Raw genomic sequence first — 16327 nt, 5'->3', positions numbered from 1 at the left:
CGCATGCCCGAACCGACCGACCCGCTGACCGATGCGATCCGCACGGCACTCGCCGGCGTGCTCGACCCGGAGATCAAGCGGCCGATCACCGACCTCGGCATGGTCCGCTCGATCGAGGTCGCCGGGACGTCACCCGCCGGCCGGCACGTGGTCGTCGGCATCGACCTGACCACGCCCGGCTGCCCGCTGAAGGACACGCTGACGCGTGACGTGAGCGCCGCCGCCGCGTCCGTCGAGGGTGTCGGCACGGTCGACGTGGTGTTCGGAGTCATGTCCAAGGAGCAGCGCGCCGACCTGCGCACCCTCCTGCGCGGCCCCGGGACCGAACCCGTCATCCCGTTCGCCCTGCCGCAGTCGCTGACGAAGGTCTTCGCGATCGCGTCGGGCAAGGGTGGTGTGGGCAAGTCGTCGGTCACGGCCAACCTGGCGGTGGCGATGGCAGCGGACGGACTGCGCGTCGGCATCGTGGACGCCGACATCTACGGCTTCTCGATCCCCCGGATGCTCGGCGTCACCCGCCAGCCCACGCGGGTCGACGACATGCTGCTGCCGCCCGAGGCCTTCGGCGTGCAGGTCGTCTCGATCGGCATGTTCGTGCCGCCGGGGCAGCCGGTCGTCTGGCGCGGGCCCATGCTGCACCGCGCACTGCAGCAGTTCCTGGCCGACGTGTTCTGGGGCGACCTCGACGTGCTGCTGCTCGACCTCCCGCCCGGCACGGGCGACATCGCCATCTCGGTCGCCCAGCTGCTGCCGAGCTCCGAGCTCGTGGTGGTCACGACGCCGCAGGTCGCGGCCGCCGAGGTGGCCGAGCGCGCCGGCTCGATCGCCGTGCAGACGCGCCAGAACGTGGTCGGCGTGGTGGAGAACATGTCCTGGCTGGAGCAGCCCGACGGGTCGCGGCTGGAGCTGTTCGGATCTGGTGGCGGACAGCGCGTGGCGGACAACCTGTCGACCCTCACCGGCCGCGACGTCCCGCTGCTCGGTCAGGTGCCCCTGGACATGCGTCTGAGAGAGGCCGGAGACGGCGGCCACCCAGTGGTACTGTCCGAACCGGACTCACCTGCGGCTCAGATCTTGCGCAGCGTGGCCCGCTCCCTCGCAGCACGACGTCGTGGCCTCGCAGGGCGATCACTGGGGCTCTCCCCGGCGGCACACTGAAAATTCACCCGCTCGTCGGGCGATTCATCGACCGACCACGTTGGTTTCTGTTCGATCTCGTGTGATGATGTTCACATGCTCGCTACGCAGCGCCAGGAGCGCATCCTCGCAGCAGTCCGCGCGCACGGGGCCGCCCGTGTAGCGGACCTGGTAGAGAGCCTCGACGTCTCCGACATGACGGTCCGCCGGGACATCGCCGAGCTCGCCCGCGCCGGCCTCGTCCGACGCGTCCACGGCGGGGCCGTGGCGCCTGACGCCCCCGGTCGTCCGACCGACGAGCCCGGGTTCGACGCCAAGCGCGGCTGGGCCGGCGCGGAGAAGACCGCCATCGCCGAGGCCGCCCTGGCCACGATCGAGCCCGGCCAGGCCATCGCCCTGTCCGCCGGAACCACCACGTACCTGCTGGCCGAGCTGATCGCGTCGGACCCCGCGCTGCGCCCGCTCACCGTCGTGACGAACGGCCTGCGGATCGCCGACGTGCTGCACACCGCGACGGGCATCCAGGTCATCCTCACGGGTGGCGTGCGCACGCCGTCGGACGCGCTGGTCGGCCCCGTCGCCGACTCGACCCTGGCCAGCCTGCGCGTCGACCGCACCTACCTCGGCGTGCACGGCATCGACGCCGCCGGTCTGACCACCCCGAACCTGGCCGAAGCCGCCACCGACCGCGCCCTGATCTCCTGCGCCGCGGTCACGACGGTCCTCGCCGACCACACCAAGTGGGGCGTCGTGGGCCTCGCCCGCATCGTGCCGCTGGACGACGTCGACACGTTGATCAGCGACGACTCCCTGTCCCCCGACGCACGTCGGCAGCTGGCGGGTGGAGCGACCCAGCTCCGCCTCGTCTCCGTGGGCCCTCACGGCTCGCCGACGAGCACGACCTCTGACCCTCAGCCTGGAGCTTCTACGTGACGACGCACGACGCGCCCACCCCGCCCGTCCGCCTGACCAGCACACGTCTCGCCGACGGCCGGGAGCTCCTCTACTTCGACGACAGCGAGCCCTACGTCTCCGGCGCCAAGACTCGCCGCCTGGACGACCCGAGGCCCCTGCCGGACCGCTTCGCGCCGGTCGTCGGCCCCGACGGCGTCGCCGCCCCCGTCACCGGGCCCGAGCTGCGTCGTGACCCGCTGACCGGCGAGTGGATCCCCATGGCCGCGCACCGGATGAACCGCACGTTCCTGCCCCCGGCCGAGGCCAACCCGCTCGCGCCCGCGAAGCCGGGAGCGCCGTACCAGGACGGCGAGATCCCGGCCGAGGACTACGACGTCGTCGTGTTCGAGAACCGGTTCCCGTCGCTGCTGGCGGTGCCCGGCGTCCCCGACGCCCCGACGCTGCGCTCGGACGAGCCGCTGTGGACCGTGCGCCCGGCCGCGGGCCGCTGCGAGGTCATCTGCTTCTCGTCGGACCCGACCGCGTCACTGCGCACGGTCGGGCCCCGGCGCATGCGCACGATCGTCGAGGCGTGGACGCAGCGCACCGAGGCGCTCGGAGCACTGCCCGGGATCGAGCAGGTCTTCATCTTCGAGAACCGCGGCAAGGAGATCGGCGTCACGCTGCACCACCCGCACGGGCAGATCTACGCCTTCCCGTACGTCACCCCCCGGACGCAGGCGATGCTCGCCGAGGCGACGGCCTACTCGGACCGCACCGGTCGGCTGCTGGGCCGCGACGTCCTGGACGCAGAGCTCGAGCACGGCGAGCGGATCGTGCTGGAGTCGGAGCACTGGGTGGCGTACGTGCCGTTCGCCGCCCGCTGGCCCGTCGAGGTCCACCTGGCGCCGCGCCGTGACGTCCCCGACCTGCCGGCGCTCACGGACGAGGAGCGCGACGACCTGGCGACCACCTACCTCACGCTGCTGGAGCGGCTCGACCGGTTCTTCGTCGGCCCGCAGGGCGAGGCGATCCCGCTGCCCTACATCTCCGGCTGGCACCAGGCGCCCGTGCACGAGGGGCGCGACGTCTCCCGACTGCACCTGCAGCTCTTCTCGGTGCTGCGCGCGCCCGGCAAGCTCAAGTACCTCGCGGGCGTCGAGTCGGGCGTCGGCGCCTGGATCAGCGACACCACCCCGGAGCGCATCGCGGCTCGTCTGCAGGAGCTCGCGTGACGGGGGAGGTCGCCTGGGTCGACGCGTGGACGCGTGAGCAGGGCAACCAGCGGGCCAGGGCACTGTTCACGGAGCGATTCGGCACGACGCCGGACGGCACGTGGTCGGCTCCGGGCCGGGTCAACCTCATCGGGGAGCACACGGACTACAACGGCGGCCTGTGCCTGCCCATCGCGCTCCCCCACCGGACCTACGTGGCACTGCGGCGTCGCGACGACGACCGGGTCCGGCTCGTCTCGGCGCAGGAGCCGAACGACCTGCGTGAGCTCGGGCTGGGCGACGTCGGACCGGGTGCCGTCGATGGCTGGGCCGCCTACGTCGCCGGTGTGGCGTGGGCCATGCGCGAGGCCGGGCTGCCCGTGCTGGGCTTCGACGTCGCCGTGGACTCGTGCGTGCCGTACGGCGCCGGCCTCTCGTCGTCCGCGGCCCTCGAGGCGTCGGTCGCGGTCGCTCTGGACGCGGTGTTCGAGCTCGGGCTCGCGGGTCCGACCGACGATGCGGGCCGAGCTACGCTCGCCGCGATCTGCGTGCGCGCCGAGAACGAGATCGCAGGCGCCCCGACCGGGGGCATGGACCAGGCGGCCTCGCTGCGCGCCCAGGTGGGCCACGCGCTGCTGCTCGACTGCCTCGACGGCTCGGTCCGGCACGTGCCGTTCGACCTGGCGGCGCAAGGGCTGGCGCTGCTCGTCGTCGACACCCGGGCGGAGCACGCGCTCGTCGACGGGCAGTATGCCGCTCGGCGCGCCTCCTGCGAGGCGGCGGCCGCACACCTGGGCGTCGAGACGCTGCGCGAGATCACCACGGACCCTCGCGGGATGGAGTGGGCGCTCGGCAAGCTCGACGACGAGGTCCAGGTGCGGCGGGTCCGGCACGTCGTCACCGAGATCGACCGCGTGACGTGGTTCGTCGCCCTGCTCGACGCGGGCGAGGCCGGTTCCGTCGGACCGCTCATGAACGCGTCGCACGCGTCCTTGCGCGACGACTACGAGGTGTCGTGCCGCGAGCTCGACCTCGTCGTCACGACGTCGGTGCAGGCCGGAGCGCTCGGCGCGCGGATGACCGGCGGGGGCTTCGGCGGGTCTGCCATCGCCCTCGTCCGGACCGACGAGGTCGAAGCCGTCGCCCAGGCCGTGGCGGACGCGTTCGCCGACGCTGGGCTGCACGCACCCGCGTTCCTCGTCGCGACCGCACAGGCTCCGGCTGCCTGAGGCTCACCCTCCAACACGCCCGCACCACGATCAGGTTCGATTTCCGCCCGCTAGCGCGCACAACGCAGTAGTGTCTGTCGCGCGGTTGTGGTCGAGATCATCCTCGGGACTGATTCGTCGGCCCCGACCCGGTGGCTACCGTCCAGGCAGCAGCTCGGCGGCGCTCGTCCGCGTACTCGTTCGCGTACTCGTTCACGTGCCCGTTCGACAGCAGTCCAGCACGACCCGGGGGGGCATCCCGGCGCGCCCGCAAGAACCATCGACGCGAGGAGTCCGACCGTGGGGGTCACCCGAAGGATCGTCTTCCCGATCGTCCGCCTGGTGATCTGGGCGGTCATCGCCGTCTCCCTGGTGAAGATCGCCTTCACCGGTGCGGACGTCAGCACGCAGGACACGTCGCTGAAGCCCACGGGCGCGGCGGTCGAGCCGACGGTCGTGGTCGAGACCGGCACCGTCACCAACGCCGTCACCATCCAGGCCTCCGTCGTCGCCGACCCCGCGGTCCTCGTGAAGGCCACGCTCGCCGGCACGGTGAGCCGGCTGCTGGTCGCGGACGGTGCTGTCGTCGCGGTCGGTACGCCGATCCTGGAGGTCCGCAAGGAGACGCCGCAAGACCCGGTCGAGATCACGGACCCTGCGACCGGGGAGGTGACCACCCGGGAGCGCCGGCCCAAGGTCGAGACCGTCGTGGTCCTGGCGCCGGTCGCGGGGACGCTGTCCCTGCCCACGCTCGAGGACCAGGAGGTCTCGGTGGGCACGGAGGTCGCGAGCGTGTCGCCCGGGACGCTCTCGGTGAGCGGCACTCTGACCCCGGACCAGCAGTACCGCCTCGTCGGCGCGCCGCAGCAGGCCAGCGTCACCCTGAACGGCGGCCCGGCGCCGTTCGACTGCACCGGGCTGCGGGTCGGCGCCGCGGCGACCGCGCAGAGCGCCGAGCCGGACCCGAACGGCGGGGGCACGACACCCTCGAGCGGCACCGTCTCGTGCGCGATCCCCGCAGGCATCACCGCGTTCGCGGGCCTCGGAGCCAACGTGGAGATCACGAACGGCACCGCCGCGGACGTCGTCGTCGTCCCGATCTCGGCCGTGCAGGGCACGGTCCAGTCCGGGAACGTGTGGCTGGTCGACCAGGACGGGGAGAACACCAAGAAGGCGGTCTCGCTCGGCCTGACCGACGGGAAGAACGTGCAGATCACCGAGGGTCTCGCCGTGGGCGACACGGTCCTGCAGTTCATCCCCGTGCCCGGCGGCCAAGGGCTACCGGTCGACTGCGCCATGAACTACGACCCGACGGTGTGCGGCGGATGACCCTGCTCGAGCTCACCGACGTCACCCGGTCCATCCGGTTGCCCGACGACCGGATGCTGCACATCCTGCAGGGCGTCACCATCGCGGTCGACGCGGGCGAGCACGTCGCGGTCGTCGGACGCTCCGGCACCGGCAAGTCGACGCTGCTCAACATCCTCGGTCTGCTCGACGCGCCGACCACGGGCGAGTACCTGCTCGAAGGCGTGCCGATCGGCCGGCTCTCGAACGGCACGCGCACCCGCAGGCGTGGTCGCGACTTCGGTTTCGTCTTCCAGCAGTTCAACCTCCTGCCGGGGCGGACCGCGCTCGAGAACGTCGCCGCTCCTCTGCTGTACGCCCGAGGGCGTCAGTTCTGGAGCCGCACCAGGCTGGCCACCGAGATGCTCGAACGGGTGGGCCTCGGCGACCGCGTCGACACCATGCCCGACAAGCTCTCGGGTGGCGAGCAGCAGCGGGTCGCCATCGCCCGGGCGCTCGTCCGCGGCCCGCGCGTGATCCTCGCCGACGAGCCCACGGGCGCGCTCGACGTCGAGACCGGCGGTGCGGTCATGGACCTGCTCGACGAGATCGCGTCGCAGACCGGCGCCGCTCTGGTGACCATCACGCACGACCTCGCCGTCGCGAGCCGCGCCGAGCGGCAGTTCCGCCTGACGGAAGGTGTCCTGCTGCCGATCCAGCTCGACACGCAGTCCGACTGGGTGGGCGACGTACCGACGCTCGTCGCCAACCGCTCGGCGGCCAGCGAACGCCGGCTGCCCGAGCCGGAGGTGCGCTCGTGACCGGCATCGTCGGCGCGATCGTCGAGGCCTGGGACGAGCTGCGCATCCACAAGCTGCGCGTGCTCCTCGCGCTCATCGGGGTCGCGTGCGCGGTCACCGCGATCACGAGCGTCACGGCCGTGATCGCGATGCTCAAGCAGGCGACCCAGGAGCAGACCGACCGGCAGAACGGCCGGCTCGTCAGCCTGATCGTGAGCGCCTACCCGCAGGACCAGTCCGCGGCGACGCCCGCCGACTGGGACACCGCGTTCGACCAGCTGCTCGACCGCTACTCGATCACGTACGCGAGCCGCGACGCGTGGCTGCAGGTGCCCGTCCGGTTCCCCGACGGCAGGCGGCCGATCCAGATCCGCACCGTCGACACCGATCTGGGCACGATCAACCGGATCGCCCCGACCACGGGGCGTTGGTTCACGGAGGTCGACGAGACCGCGCTGGCCCCGACCCTCGTCGTGAACCAGGCCTTCCTCGACTCGCTCGGCCAGGCAGACCTGTCCGCCCACCCGACCGTCGAGATCGGGGACCGCGCACCGGTGACCGCGACGGTCGTCGGCGTCACGCGCGACGAGTGGCAGGGTGCCGAGCCGACGGCGTTCGTCCTCTACGACCAGTACCACCGCTGGATCGGCGACGACGGCTCGGGCATCCAGTCGGGCGGTGCCGCGCCGGCCGAAGGGTCGATGGCGGCGGCCATGAACCAGCAGGTTCCCTCGGTCATCCTCTGGGTGCCGACGGACCAGTCGGCGGAGCTGACCGCTCGGATCACGCAGGACATGCAGACCGTGGCGCCGGGCTGGCAGGTCGACGTCCAGGACAACTACTACGACAACGGCGGGCTCGACCGGGCGACCCGCTACGTCGGCATCGGTGTCGGCGGTCTGGCGCTGCTCCTCGGCGGGCTCGGGCTGGTCAACATCGCGCTGGTGACGGTGCGCTACCGGATCCGCGAGATCGGCATCCGACGCTCGTTCGGGGCGACGTCCGGACGGGTGTTCTTCGGTGTGATGCTCGAGTCGGTGGTCGCGACGTTCGTCGCCGGTCTGGTCGGGGTGACCCTGTCCGTCGCGATCATCAAGAACATCCCGATCGACCGGGTCTTCGGCGGGGGGATCCAGGACATGCCACCGTTCCCGCTGTCAGCCGCGGTGATCGGCATGGTCTGCGCGACCGCGGTCGGTGCGCTGGCGGGTATCATCCCGGCCTCGTTCGCCGTCCGCGTGCGGGTGATCGACGCGATCAGGTACTGATACCCCCCACGGCGCCGTCGATCGGCCCGGCTTCGTCGATCGGCCCGGTCGGCGAGGTCGTGGCGGTGGGTGGCGCCTGTCGCAGCACGTCCTCGTGCAGCGCGAAGAAGAGCGAGTACGGGGTGCCCCCGGGGGTCGGCGCGCGGTCCGCGAACTCCTCGAAGAGGGCCGACACGCGCTGGCCGAGCTCCTCGTACCCGGCAGGGTCGAGCCGCAGGCCGAGCCGGGTGGCGATGACCTCGCTCGGGTCGACCAGCGCGACCTCCTCGAGGAACGTGTCGATGAGGATGCGGGTCGATCCCTCGAGGCCGGGTGTCCGCCACGACTTCCCGGTGGCGAGGTACGGCACCTCGCGCGAGCCGCGCGCGCCCCGCCTGACCGGTTGCGCGGCGAGGAACCCGCGATCGACCAGCGTGCGGACGTGGTGCAGGAGGGTCGCCGGGTTCCGGCCGAGGCGCTCGGCCAGCTCGCGGTTGGTCATCGGCTCGTCCAGGCAGAGCCGCAGGATCCGCATGCGCAGCGTGCTGGCCAGGGCGCGCGCGTCCGCGTCGGCGTCTGTCTCGTGCGTCGTCACCAGCCGATCCTCTCACTGATTGACTTTTCCCAATCAGTTGCTGATCCTAGTGCTGTGAGCCAGTCCCTCGTGCACCATCCCGACTTCCGCCGCCTCTGGACGGGCGACGCCCTCGGCCAGTTCGGCGTCCAGCTGACCGGCCTCGCGCTGCCGATCTACGCGGTGCAGGAGCTCGCCGCGACCGAGTGGCAGATGGGCATGCTGACGGCGGCCGAGACTGCGGCGTTCCTCGTCATCGGGCTCCCCGCGGGTGCGTGGGTGGACCGCATGCGCAAGCGCCGGGTGCTCGTCGCCTCGGACCTGGTGCGTGCGGCCGTGCTCGCGATCGTCGTCGCTGCCGCCCTGACCGGCCGTGCGTCCGTGCCGTTGCTCATCGTGGCCGGTCTGGTGATCAGCGTCGCGTCGGTGTTCTTCGACGTCGCGCACCAGAGCTACGTGCCGGGGCTGGTCGGGCTGGACCACATCGTCGAGGGCAACTCCAAGCTCCAGGCGACGCAGTCGGTTGCCACCGTGGCCGCACCGGCCATCGGCGGACTGCTGCTCAAGGTCATCACGGCACCTGTGCTCATCGGCGTGAACGCGGTTATGTACGTGACCTCCGCGTTCGCCGTCGGACGGATCCGGCACCGCGAGACCCCGCCCCACCCGGACACGCGGCGTCCACTGCGCACCGAGATCGGCGAGGGCCTCTCGTTCGTCGTGCACGAGCCGATCCTGCGGCGCATCGTCGCGACCACGGGACTGGGGAACTTCGCCAACGCGATGATGACGGCTGTCGTCGTCATCTACGCCCTGCGCGTCCTGGACCTCGGCGTGGCCGCCTGGGGCACCGTCCTCTCGGCCTCGGCGGTCGGCGGCCTGGTCGGCGCCGTGGTGGCCGGTCGCATGGCGCACTGGGTCGGAGAGGCCCGCCTCGTTCCCCTCTCGATGCTCGCCGCCGTCCCCGCGGCCGCCCTGACCCCGCTGGCCTCGGTGCTGCCGTTCCGACCGGCCCTCGTGCTCATCATCGGTGGCGTGACGTTCTCGTTCGCCGTCGTGCTCTACAACGTGGCACAGGTGAGCTTCCGGCAGCGCGTGTGCCCGCCGCCGCTGCTCGGCCGGATGAACGCCTCGGTCCGGTTCATCGTCTGGGGAACCATCCCCATCGGCGGGCTGCTCGGCGGCTGGCTCGGTACGCACCTCGGTGTCGAGCCGACGCTCTGGGTCGCCGTCGCGTTCACCGCCTTGTCCGTGCTGCCGGTGCTCCTCTCGCCGCTGCTCGGCATGCGAGACCTCCCGGCCGCTCCGCCCGCACCGGCTGAGCGGGCGGAAGCGTCCGAGGAGGTCTAGCGCCCGTCCGTCACTCGGGCGGCTGCGGGCCGGTCGACAGCAGGACCTCGAGGCGGGCGCGGTACTCGCTCTCGTCGATCTCGCCGCGCGCATACCGCTCCGCGAGGACTCCACGGGCGTTCGAGACGCCCCGCTGCGGACCCCAGCCGCCCTCGGCCCAGTACTGGCGGCGACGACGGGCGCCGAAGGTGAAGAACAGGGCGATGACGCCGAACCAGAACAGCGGGATGAGAAGGAACCAAGGTCCGGGACCCCAGCCCCAGCCCCACCCGACGGGGTGCGCCGCGAGGGTGGCGAGCGAGCTGAACATGATGACCTCCGGGTCGTGTCGATCGGCCGTCCGTCGGCCGCACCACCACGGTCTCCCTGCGCACCGGCACGCGTCGTCGTCCACCAGGATCGTCCGAGGCGCTGCGGACGGAGCGGCTCGTCTACGACCAGCCCGGTCGGACCACGCCGGACTCGTAGGCGACGACCACGAGCTGTGCCCGGTCGCGTGCCCCGACCTTCGCCATGGCTCGCAGCACGTGCGTCTTGACCGTGAGCGGGCTCAGGAACATGCGCGCGCCGATCTCGTCGTTGGACAGCCCCTCCGCCACCAGCGCGAGCACCTCGCGCTCCCGCGGCGTCAGGTCGCTCAGGCCAGGGACCTCGGTGACCTCGCGCGTCGCGCGCGCCACGGTGGCGAGGAGCCTCCTGGTCACGGTCGGCGACAGAAGAGCGTCGCCGGCCGCCACCACGCGGACCGCCCGCAGCAGGTCGGCCGGCTCGGTGTCCTTGACCAAGAAGCCGGACGCGCCCGCCCGGATGGCCTCGGCGACGTACTCGTCGAGCTCGAACGTGGTCACGACGACGACGCGGACGCCGCCCGTCCGAGGTGCCTGGACGATGCGCCGCGTCGCCGTGAGACCGTCGCTGCCCGGCATGCGGATGTCCATGAGCACGACGTCCGGGAGCAGCTCGACGGCGAGCCGCACGGCCTCGTCGCCGGTCGACGCCTCGCCGACGACCGTCAGGTCGGGCTCGGCGTCGATCAGCGCGCGGAAGCCGCCACGCACGAGCGCCTGGTCGTCGGCGAGCACGACGCGGATGACGGTCACGGGCCCTCCCAGGGGATCTCGACGTGCACCCGGAAGCCACGCTCGGAGGATCCTGCGTCCATCGTCCCGCCGATCGCCTCGACCCGTTCGCGCATGCCTCGTAGTCCGTACCCTTCGGTCGGCGCGTCTTGTACAGGACCGTCGTCGGACACCTCCAGGCTCGCTCGACCATCGTCGACCACGAGCCTGACCTGCACCGATGCGTTCGGAGCGTGCCGCCGGACGTTGGTCAGCGCCTCCTGCAGGGCACGGTGGATGACTGCGACGACGGCGCCGGGCACCACATCGAGGGAGGCCCGCACCGTCTGCGCCAGACCGTCGTCGTCCACCGTCAGTCCGTCCTCTCGTGCCTTGCGCACCAGCTCGAGCAGCCCGCCCAGCTCTCGGGCGGCCGTCGGCTCGCGAGGCGCCTCACCCTGCGCCCGCAGCACGCCGAGCACGTCGCGGACCTCGTCCAGGGCCTGCCTGCTGGTGTCCCGGATCGCCCCGAGCGCCTTGCGAGCGTGCTCCGGCTCGCGGTCCATCAGGTGCAGACCGACGCCCGCCTGCACGGTGATCGCGGACAGGGAGTGCGCCAGGACGTCGTGCAGCTCGCGCGCGATCCGCAGACGCTCGGCCGCGACTGCCGCCTCCTCGCGCGACTCCCGCGCCACGATCTGAGCACGGATCCGCTCGCGACGACCCCGCGCGCCCTCGCCGATGCCCGCCGCGAAGCACAGCCCGATGACGGTGAACGTGGCGTACAGGGCGGTCGGTGACCCGGTGCCGAGCGCGGTCGCGACGACTCCGAGCGCCCCCGCCGCAGCGGCGGTCAGGGACAGGACGCGCTGTCGGGTCGCACCCGCGGCCACGACCACGAAACCGAGTGGGACCACGGCTGGACCCGGCGGATAGCCGAACGCCAGGTACGACACCGGGCCGACGACGGCCAGCACTGCCCCGGCCACCGCCCACGCACCTCGCCGGACGACGAGCAGGATCGCTGTCGGCGCCAGGAGGAGCAGGCCGACGGCGCCGAGGTCGAGGGGCCGGGTGTGCGCGTGCCAGAACCCGACGAAGACGCACCCCATGATCGTCACGATCGCGAGCACGGCGACCGGCAGCACCAACCAGCCCCTGCGGGGAGGACCGCCCGCCCACGGCGGCGCGCCGTCGTACCAACCTGGGCGCGCACCGTGCCGGCCAGGCGGCCCGGCGCCCCAGCCGCGCGGTCCGCCGGGCGGACCGCCGCGGGGCGCGGGCGGAGTCATCCGACCACGGTAGCGACGGGCACCCGCGCCGCGCGTCCTCCGGAGGGAGCGCACGACGTGCTCCGCTCAGAGGTCGTTCTCCACCGTGACCAGCCGCTGACGTGTCGCTTCCCCGCCCCGGACGACGCGCCGCGGAAGTCTGCAGCGCGTCCTCGTGGCCGGCCGGCTAGGCGCGACGCCGAGCCGCGCCCACGAGCACGAGCACGCCACCACCGATCACGAGCGCGAGCGCACACAGCAGGACGGGCACGGGCTCGGCTCCCGTGACCGCCAGGACGTCGCCCGTGTCGGCTGTCGAGCCGCCCGCCGGGCCGGGGTCAGGCGTCACGGGTTGCGGTGGCTCCGGCGGTACCGCGACGCTCACGACGACGGTGACCGTCGTGGTCGAGCACAGGTCCGGCGCCGTCGTCGCGCAGATGGTGTACGCGAAGGTGTCGGTGCCCGTGAACCCTGGGTCCGGGACATAGCTCGCGACGGTTCCGCTGAACGTCACGGTCCCGTTCCCGGGCGGCGCCGCCAGGACCGGGGGCGCGACGAGACCGGCGTCGTTCGTCGAGACGTCGAGATCGACGGCAGTCCCCTCGGTGGTCTGCGCGCTGTCCGGCGCAGCGACGGGAAGCACGTCGACGTCGACCCGCGCTGTCGAGCACAGCTGCGGGACCCCGTCGTCGCACGCAAACACGCCGTAGTGGTCACGCCCCGCGTACGACGGGCTCGGCGAGTACGTGGTCGACCCACCCGGTTCGACGAGCTCGGACCCCGTTCGCGGGGGGATGCCGGGATGCGTCGTGACGGCGTCGCCGTTCGGGTCGTCGACGGCCAGGTCGTCGGTCACCGGGGAACCTGTCGTCGTGACCATGTGGAGCGGCGCGATCGTCGGCGGGTCGTTGCGCACGACGACCGTGACCCTGACGACCGCGGTGTCGCAGAACGTGGGCTCGGTCGGCGAGCAGATCTCGTAGGAGAACGTGTCGACGCCTGTGAAGCCCGCGACCGAGGTGTACGTCGCCGTTCCGGTCGCGGGGTCGAGGGTCACGCTCCCGTTCGTCGGCAGGGACACGGCCGTCGCGTCGAGCGGAGCACCGTCGGTGTCGTTGGCCAGGACCGGCACGGTCACGGAGACGGCCGCGAACGTCACCGCGAGGTCGTCCGCGGCGCTCGGCCGGACGTTGATCGTGACGACCCCATCGTCGCAGCCGGGTGCCGACCCGTCGTCGCAGACCTCGTAGCCGAACGTGTCCACCCCGGCGAAGTCCGACGCCGACCGGTACTGGAAGTTGCCGCTCCGGTCGAACAGGACCGTGCCGTCCGTCGGCGGCGCGAGAAGCGTGAAGGTGAGCACCTGCCCGACGTCAGGATCGGTCGCGGTCACAGTCCCGAGCTCCAGCGTGCCGGTCGTCGTGTCTCGGACCAGGTCGTTCGCGACCGGCGGGGTGTTGGTGGGCGGAAGGGCGCCGACGACCTCGGTGGTCACCTGACTCAGCTGGGAGCTCCCGTCGTTGTTCGACGGCAACGGGTCAGTGGTGGCCGAGGTGCCGCTGACGACGTTCACCAGCGTGGCGGGCGGCGCTGCGGTGACGACGCCCGAGTACTTGAGCGGCAGGGTGACGCCCGCCGGGAGCGTCGCGAGCTGCCAGGTCAGCACGTTGCCGACGAGGGTTCCCGACGTCGACGCCGGGTCGAGGTCGAAGCCGGCCGGGAGCGTGTCGCTGACGACGACGTCGGTAGCCGGGTCCGGACCCCGGTTGGCCACCACGACCTCGTACGTCACCGTGCTGCCTTGGATCGCTTTCGCGGGGCCGGTCTTGAACGCCGCGACGTCGGCACTCGGGCTGCCCGGGTTCGCGCAGCCGGCCGGCTGGGCGCCTGCGTCCACGGTGGTGCGAACGACGTTGCTGATCGTCCCCGTCTCGACGTCGAAGATCTGTCCCGCTGGCGCCACGGACTGCACCCGGATCGGGTCGGCCGGGGAGTCCCCGACGAAGCTGCCCTGGACGGACGTCGTGCTCGAGAACTGGTAGCCGCCGTAGCCGCTCACCGAGCCGTCGTCGGTGAGGGTCGCGGCAGTCAGGACGCCACCGCTCGTCTGACGCCAGGCGCCGTTGTTGAGGAATCCCACGTCCACCGTCACGAGCCCGGCGTTCTCCGAGCCGAGACCGTTGTGGATGAGGCTCCCGAGCGTTGTGAGCACGCACGTGTTCCTCAGCACGCCAGAGCCGTTGACGGTCAGAGCAGCACCGAACGTCGCGGTCCCGGAGTTGTCGAGGGTGCCGTCGATGGTCGTCGAGCCGGCGACGTCCATCGCGCCGCCATTCTCGATACGCACCGTGGCGTTGAGGTTGAGCGTGCCCTGCACGTCGAAGGTGCCCTCGTTGCGGAAGGCGCCTCCGCCGGGTGCGAAGGAGCTCTCGACGACGAGCAGGGCTCCGGGGTGGACGTGCACGTCGACGCTGCCGTTGGCGCCGAGGCCGTCGAAGTGCGCCGTCCCTTCGAGCTGGAGCGAGAACCCGGCGGCGACGACGACGGAACCGAAGTCGATCGCGGCTCCGGGCGCCACGACGAGCGCCCCCTCGGCGTTGTTCATGTAGAGCCCCGTGAGGGTCGCGCCGGACGCCACGCACAGGGTCCCGCCGCTCGGGAGTGCGTTCACACCGCCGGTGAAGTCGGTGGCGACCAGGACCACCTCACCCGACCCGACCGAGATCGCGGGGTCCGTCGCGCCCACCACCCGGTCCGGCGCTGCGCACTGCGACACGAAGTCAGCGCGTGCGACAGAGGCGGGCGCCAGCACGAGGCCCACGAGAACGATCAGCGTGGCCGCTAGGGCAGCGACCGACCGCCCAGCGTGTCGACGGGTCATGCTGCTCCGTTCCTCGGCCCCTGTGGGGCCAAGGTACCTGCGCCGACGAGCCGAGCAACCGCAAGCCGCTCACAGGTCGTACTCGACCACCACCGGCGCGTGGTCCGAGAACCGCTCGGCGTACGTGGCCGCACGGTCGACGGTGGCGCTGACCGCCGCGTCGGCGAGGTCGGGCGTCGCGAGCTGGTAGTCGATCCGCCATCCGGCGTCGTTGTCGAAGGCTTGCCCGCGCCACGACCACCACGTGAAGGGACCGGGCCCCTCACCGCCGAGCTCGCGACCGAGGTCGTGCCAGCCGAGGTCGTCGAACCAGCGGTCCAGGTAGGCGCGCTCGCGCGGCAGGAAGCCCGCCGACTTGAGGTTTCCCTTCCAGTTCTTGATGTCCGCCTCACGATGGGCGATGTTCACGTCGCCCGCGACCACCGCGTACCCACCGCCCTCGGCGATGTCGGCGAGCCGACCCGTGACGTGGTCGAGGAACGCGTACTTCTCGTCCATGGACGGCTGCCCGACCGTCCCGGAGTGCAGGTACGTCGAGACCACCGTGATGCTGCGAGCAGGTGCACCCTCGTGCGCCGGGAGGGCGAGGTCGGCCTCGACCCAGCGGCCGGAGTCACTCGTCACACCGGTCTTGAGCCCGATCCGGATGGCCGTCATCGGGAGCCTCGACGCGATCGCGACACCCGCCCTGCCCGCCGTCTCGCTGGCCTCGTGCGCCAGGTGCCACTCGCCGGCCGGCAGGTGGTCGGCCAGGATCTCGTCGGTCGCGCGGACCTCCTGCAGCAGCACCACGTCCGGCTTGCGGGCCTCGAGCCACTCACCCATCCCCCGCTTGTAGGCGGCCCGGATCCCGTTGACGTTCACGCTTGCGATGGTCAGCACCGGACCATCCAAGCATCGCCCGACGACACCGTTGACCTACCCGGCGTACGCCGCCTCGAGCGTCGCGAGGTCGAGCTTCACCATGGGCAGCAGCGCCGCCATCACACGCGCGGTCCCCTCGGGATCGGCGTCGGCGCCCATCCACCGGTCGAGCGACGCGGGCGTGACCTGCCACGACAGCCCGAACCGGTCACGCAGCCAGCCGCACTGCGACTCGACTCCCCCGTCGGCCAGGAGCGCGTCCCAGTAGTGGTCGATCTCGTCCTGGGTCGTGCAGTCGAGCACGAACGAGAACGCGTCGTCGAGCTTGAGCACGGGACCGCCGTTGAGGAACGTGACCGGCATGCCGTCGAGGGTGAGCTCCACGATGAACGCCGCACCCTCCGCCACTCCGGGCGTCCCCGCGGGCGCACGCACGACCGACTGGATGGACGTGTTCGGGATGACCGAGACGTAGAAGTTGGCCGCATCCTCGGCCTGGTCGTCGAACCAGAGGTGCGGACGGACGATCCCCATGAGCTGTT

General features: G+C 71.9%; 15 protein-coding genes. 8 read left to right on the top strand and 7 right to left on the bottom strand.

Annotation, left to right across the window (positions count from 1 at the left end; genetic code table 11):
- Nucleotides 1–3: 3 nt before the first annotated feature.
- From AC1DPN_RS03955 to AC1DPN_RS03925, 7 genes are all read left to right on the top strand, one after another.
- Nucleotides 4–1158, top strand: a complete 1155-nt coding sequence (locus AC1DPN_RS03955) for an Mrp/NBP35 family ATP-binding protein (RefSeq protein ID WP_477083394.1) — start codon at nt 4–6, stop codon at nt 1156–1158.
- A gap of 75 nt (nt 1159–1233) precedes the next feature.
- Nucleotides 1234–2070, top strand: coding sequence for a DeoR/GlpR family DNA-binding transcription regulator (locus tag AC1DPN_RS03950; RefSeq protein WP_477083393.1), 837 nt, complete (start codon nt 1234–1236; stop codon nt 2068–2070).
- A complete protein-coding gene (gene galT / locus AC1DPN_RS03945; RefSeq protein WP_477083392.1) occupies nt 2067–3266 on the top strand; it encodes a galactose-1-phosphate uridylyltransferase in 1200 nt (399 codons plus the stop codon). Before AC1DPN_RS03950 ends, galT begins: the two co-directional genes overlap by 4 nt.
- A complete protein-coding gene (gene galK, locus AC1DPN_RS03940) occupies nt 3263–4474 on the top strand; it encodes a galactokinase (protein ID WP_477083391.1) in 1212 nt (403 codons plus the stop codon). Before galT ends, galK begins: the two co-directional genes overlap by 4 nt.
- A gap of 279 nt (nt 4475–4753) precedes the next feature.
- A complete protein-coding gene (locus AC1DPN_RS03935; RefSeq protein ID WP_477083390.1) occupies nt 4754–5782 on the top strand; it encodes a permuted SH3 domain-containing protein in 1029 nt (342 codons plus the stop codon).
- Nucleotides 5779–6561: an ABC transporter ATP-binding protein gene (locus tag AC1DPN_RS03930; RefSeq protein WP_477083389.1), complete on the top strand. Its 783-nt coding sequence runs from the start codon at nt 5779–5781 to the stop codon at nt 6559–6561. Before AC1DPN_RS03935 ends, AC1DPN_RS03930 begins: the two co-directional genes overlap by 4 nt.
- Entirely contained in the window at nt 6558–7808 is a 1251-nt protein-coding gene (locus AC1DPN_RS03925) for an ABC transporter permease (RefSeq protein ID WP_477083388.1), read from the top strand. Before AC1DPN_RS03930 ends, AC1DPN_RS03925 begins: the two co-directional genes overlap by 4 nt.
- Here the strand turns inward: AC1DPN_RS03925 and AC1DPN_RS03920 are convergent.
- Nucleotides 7798–8382: an ArsR/SmtB family transcription factor gene (locus tag AC1DPN_RS03920; RefSeq protein WP_477083387.1), complete on the bottom strand. Its 585-nt coding sequence runs from the start codon at nt 8380–8382 to the stop codon at nt 7798–7800. The two genes, AC1DPN_RS03925 and AC1DPN_RS03920, sit on opposite strands and share 11 nt — an antisense overlap.
- 54 nt (nt 8383–8436) lie before the next feature.
- On the opposite strand from AC1DPN_RS03920, the gene AC1DPN_RS03915 reads away from it, so the two are divergent.
- Nucleotides 8437–9711: an MFS transporter gene (locus tag AC1DPN_RS03915; RefSeq protein ID WP_477083386.1), complete on the top strand. Its 1275-nt coding sequence runs from the start codon at nt 8437–8439 to the stop codon at nt 9709–9711.
- Between the two features lie 10 nt (nt 9712–9721).
- On the opposite strand, the gene AC1DPN_RS03910 is transcribed toward AC1DPN_RS03915, so the two are convergent.
- The 6 genes from AC1DPN_RS03910 to AC1DPN_RS03885 form a co-directional block, all read right to left on the bottom strand.
- Nucleotides 9722–10021: an SHOCT domain-containing protein gene (locus AC1DPN_RS03910; RefSeq protein WP_477083385.1), complete on the bottom strand. Its 300-nt coding sequence runs from the start codon at nt 10019–10021 to the stop codon at nt 9722–9724.
- 121 nt (nt 10022–10142) lie between these two features.
- Nucleotides 10143–10811 (bottom strand): response regulator, encoded by a 669-nt coding sequence (locus AC1DPN_RS03905; RefSeq protein WP_477083384.1) that lies wholly within the window; start codon nt 10809–10811, stop codon nt 10143–10145.
- A complete protein-coding gene (locus AC1DPN_RS03900) occupies nt 10808–12061 on the bottom strand; it encodes a sensor histidine kinase (protein ID WP_477083383.1) in 1254 nt (417 codons plus the stop codon). Before AC1DPN_RS03900 ends, AC1DPN_RS03905 begins: the two co-directional genes overlap by 4 nt.
- Before the next feature lie 166 nt (nt 12062–12227).
- Nucleotides 12228–14921 (bottom strand): Ig-like domain-containing protein, encoded by a 2694-nt coding sequence (locus AC1DPN_RS03895; protein ID WP_477083382.1) that lies wholly within the window; start codon nt 14919–14921, stop codon nt 12228–12230.
- A 69-nt stretch (nt 14922–14990) separates the two neighbouring features.
- Nucleotides 14991–15803 (bottom strand): exodeoxyribonuclease III, encoded by an 813-nt coding sequence (locus AC1DPN_RS03890; RefSeq protein ID WP_477083381.1) that lies wholly within the window; start codon nt 15801–15803, stop codon nt 14991–14993.
- A gap of 36 nt (nt 15804–15839) precedes the next feature.
- Nucleotides 15840–16319, bottom strand: a complete 480-nt coding sequence (locus tag AC1DPN_RS03885) for a VOC family protein (RefSeq protein WP_477083380.1) — start codon at nt 16317–16319, stop codon at nt 15840–15842.
- Between the last annotated feature and the right edge of the window lie 8 nt (nt 16320–16327).

The organism is Cellulomonas sp. P4_H4, assembly GCF_056400865.1.
Note: the sequence above shows the minus strand (reverse complement) of the source record. Positions and strands in the feature narration are given on the sequence as shown.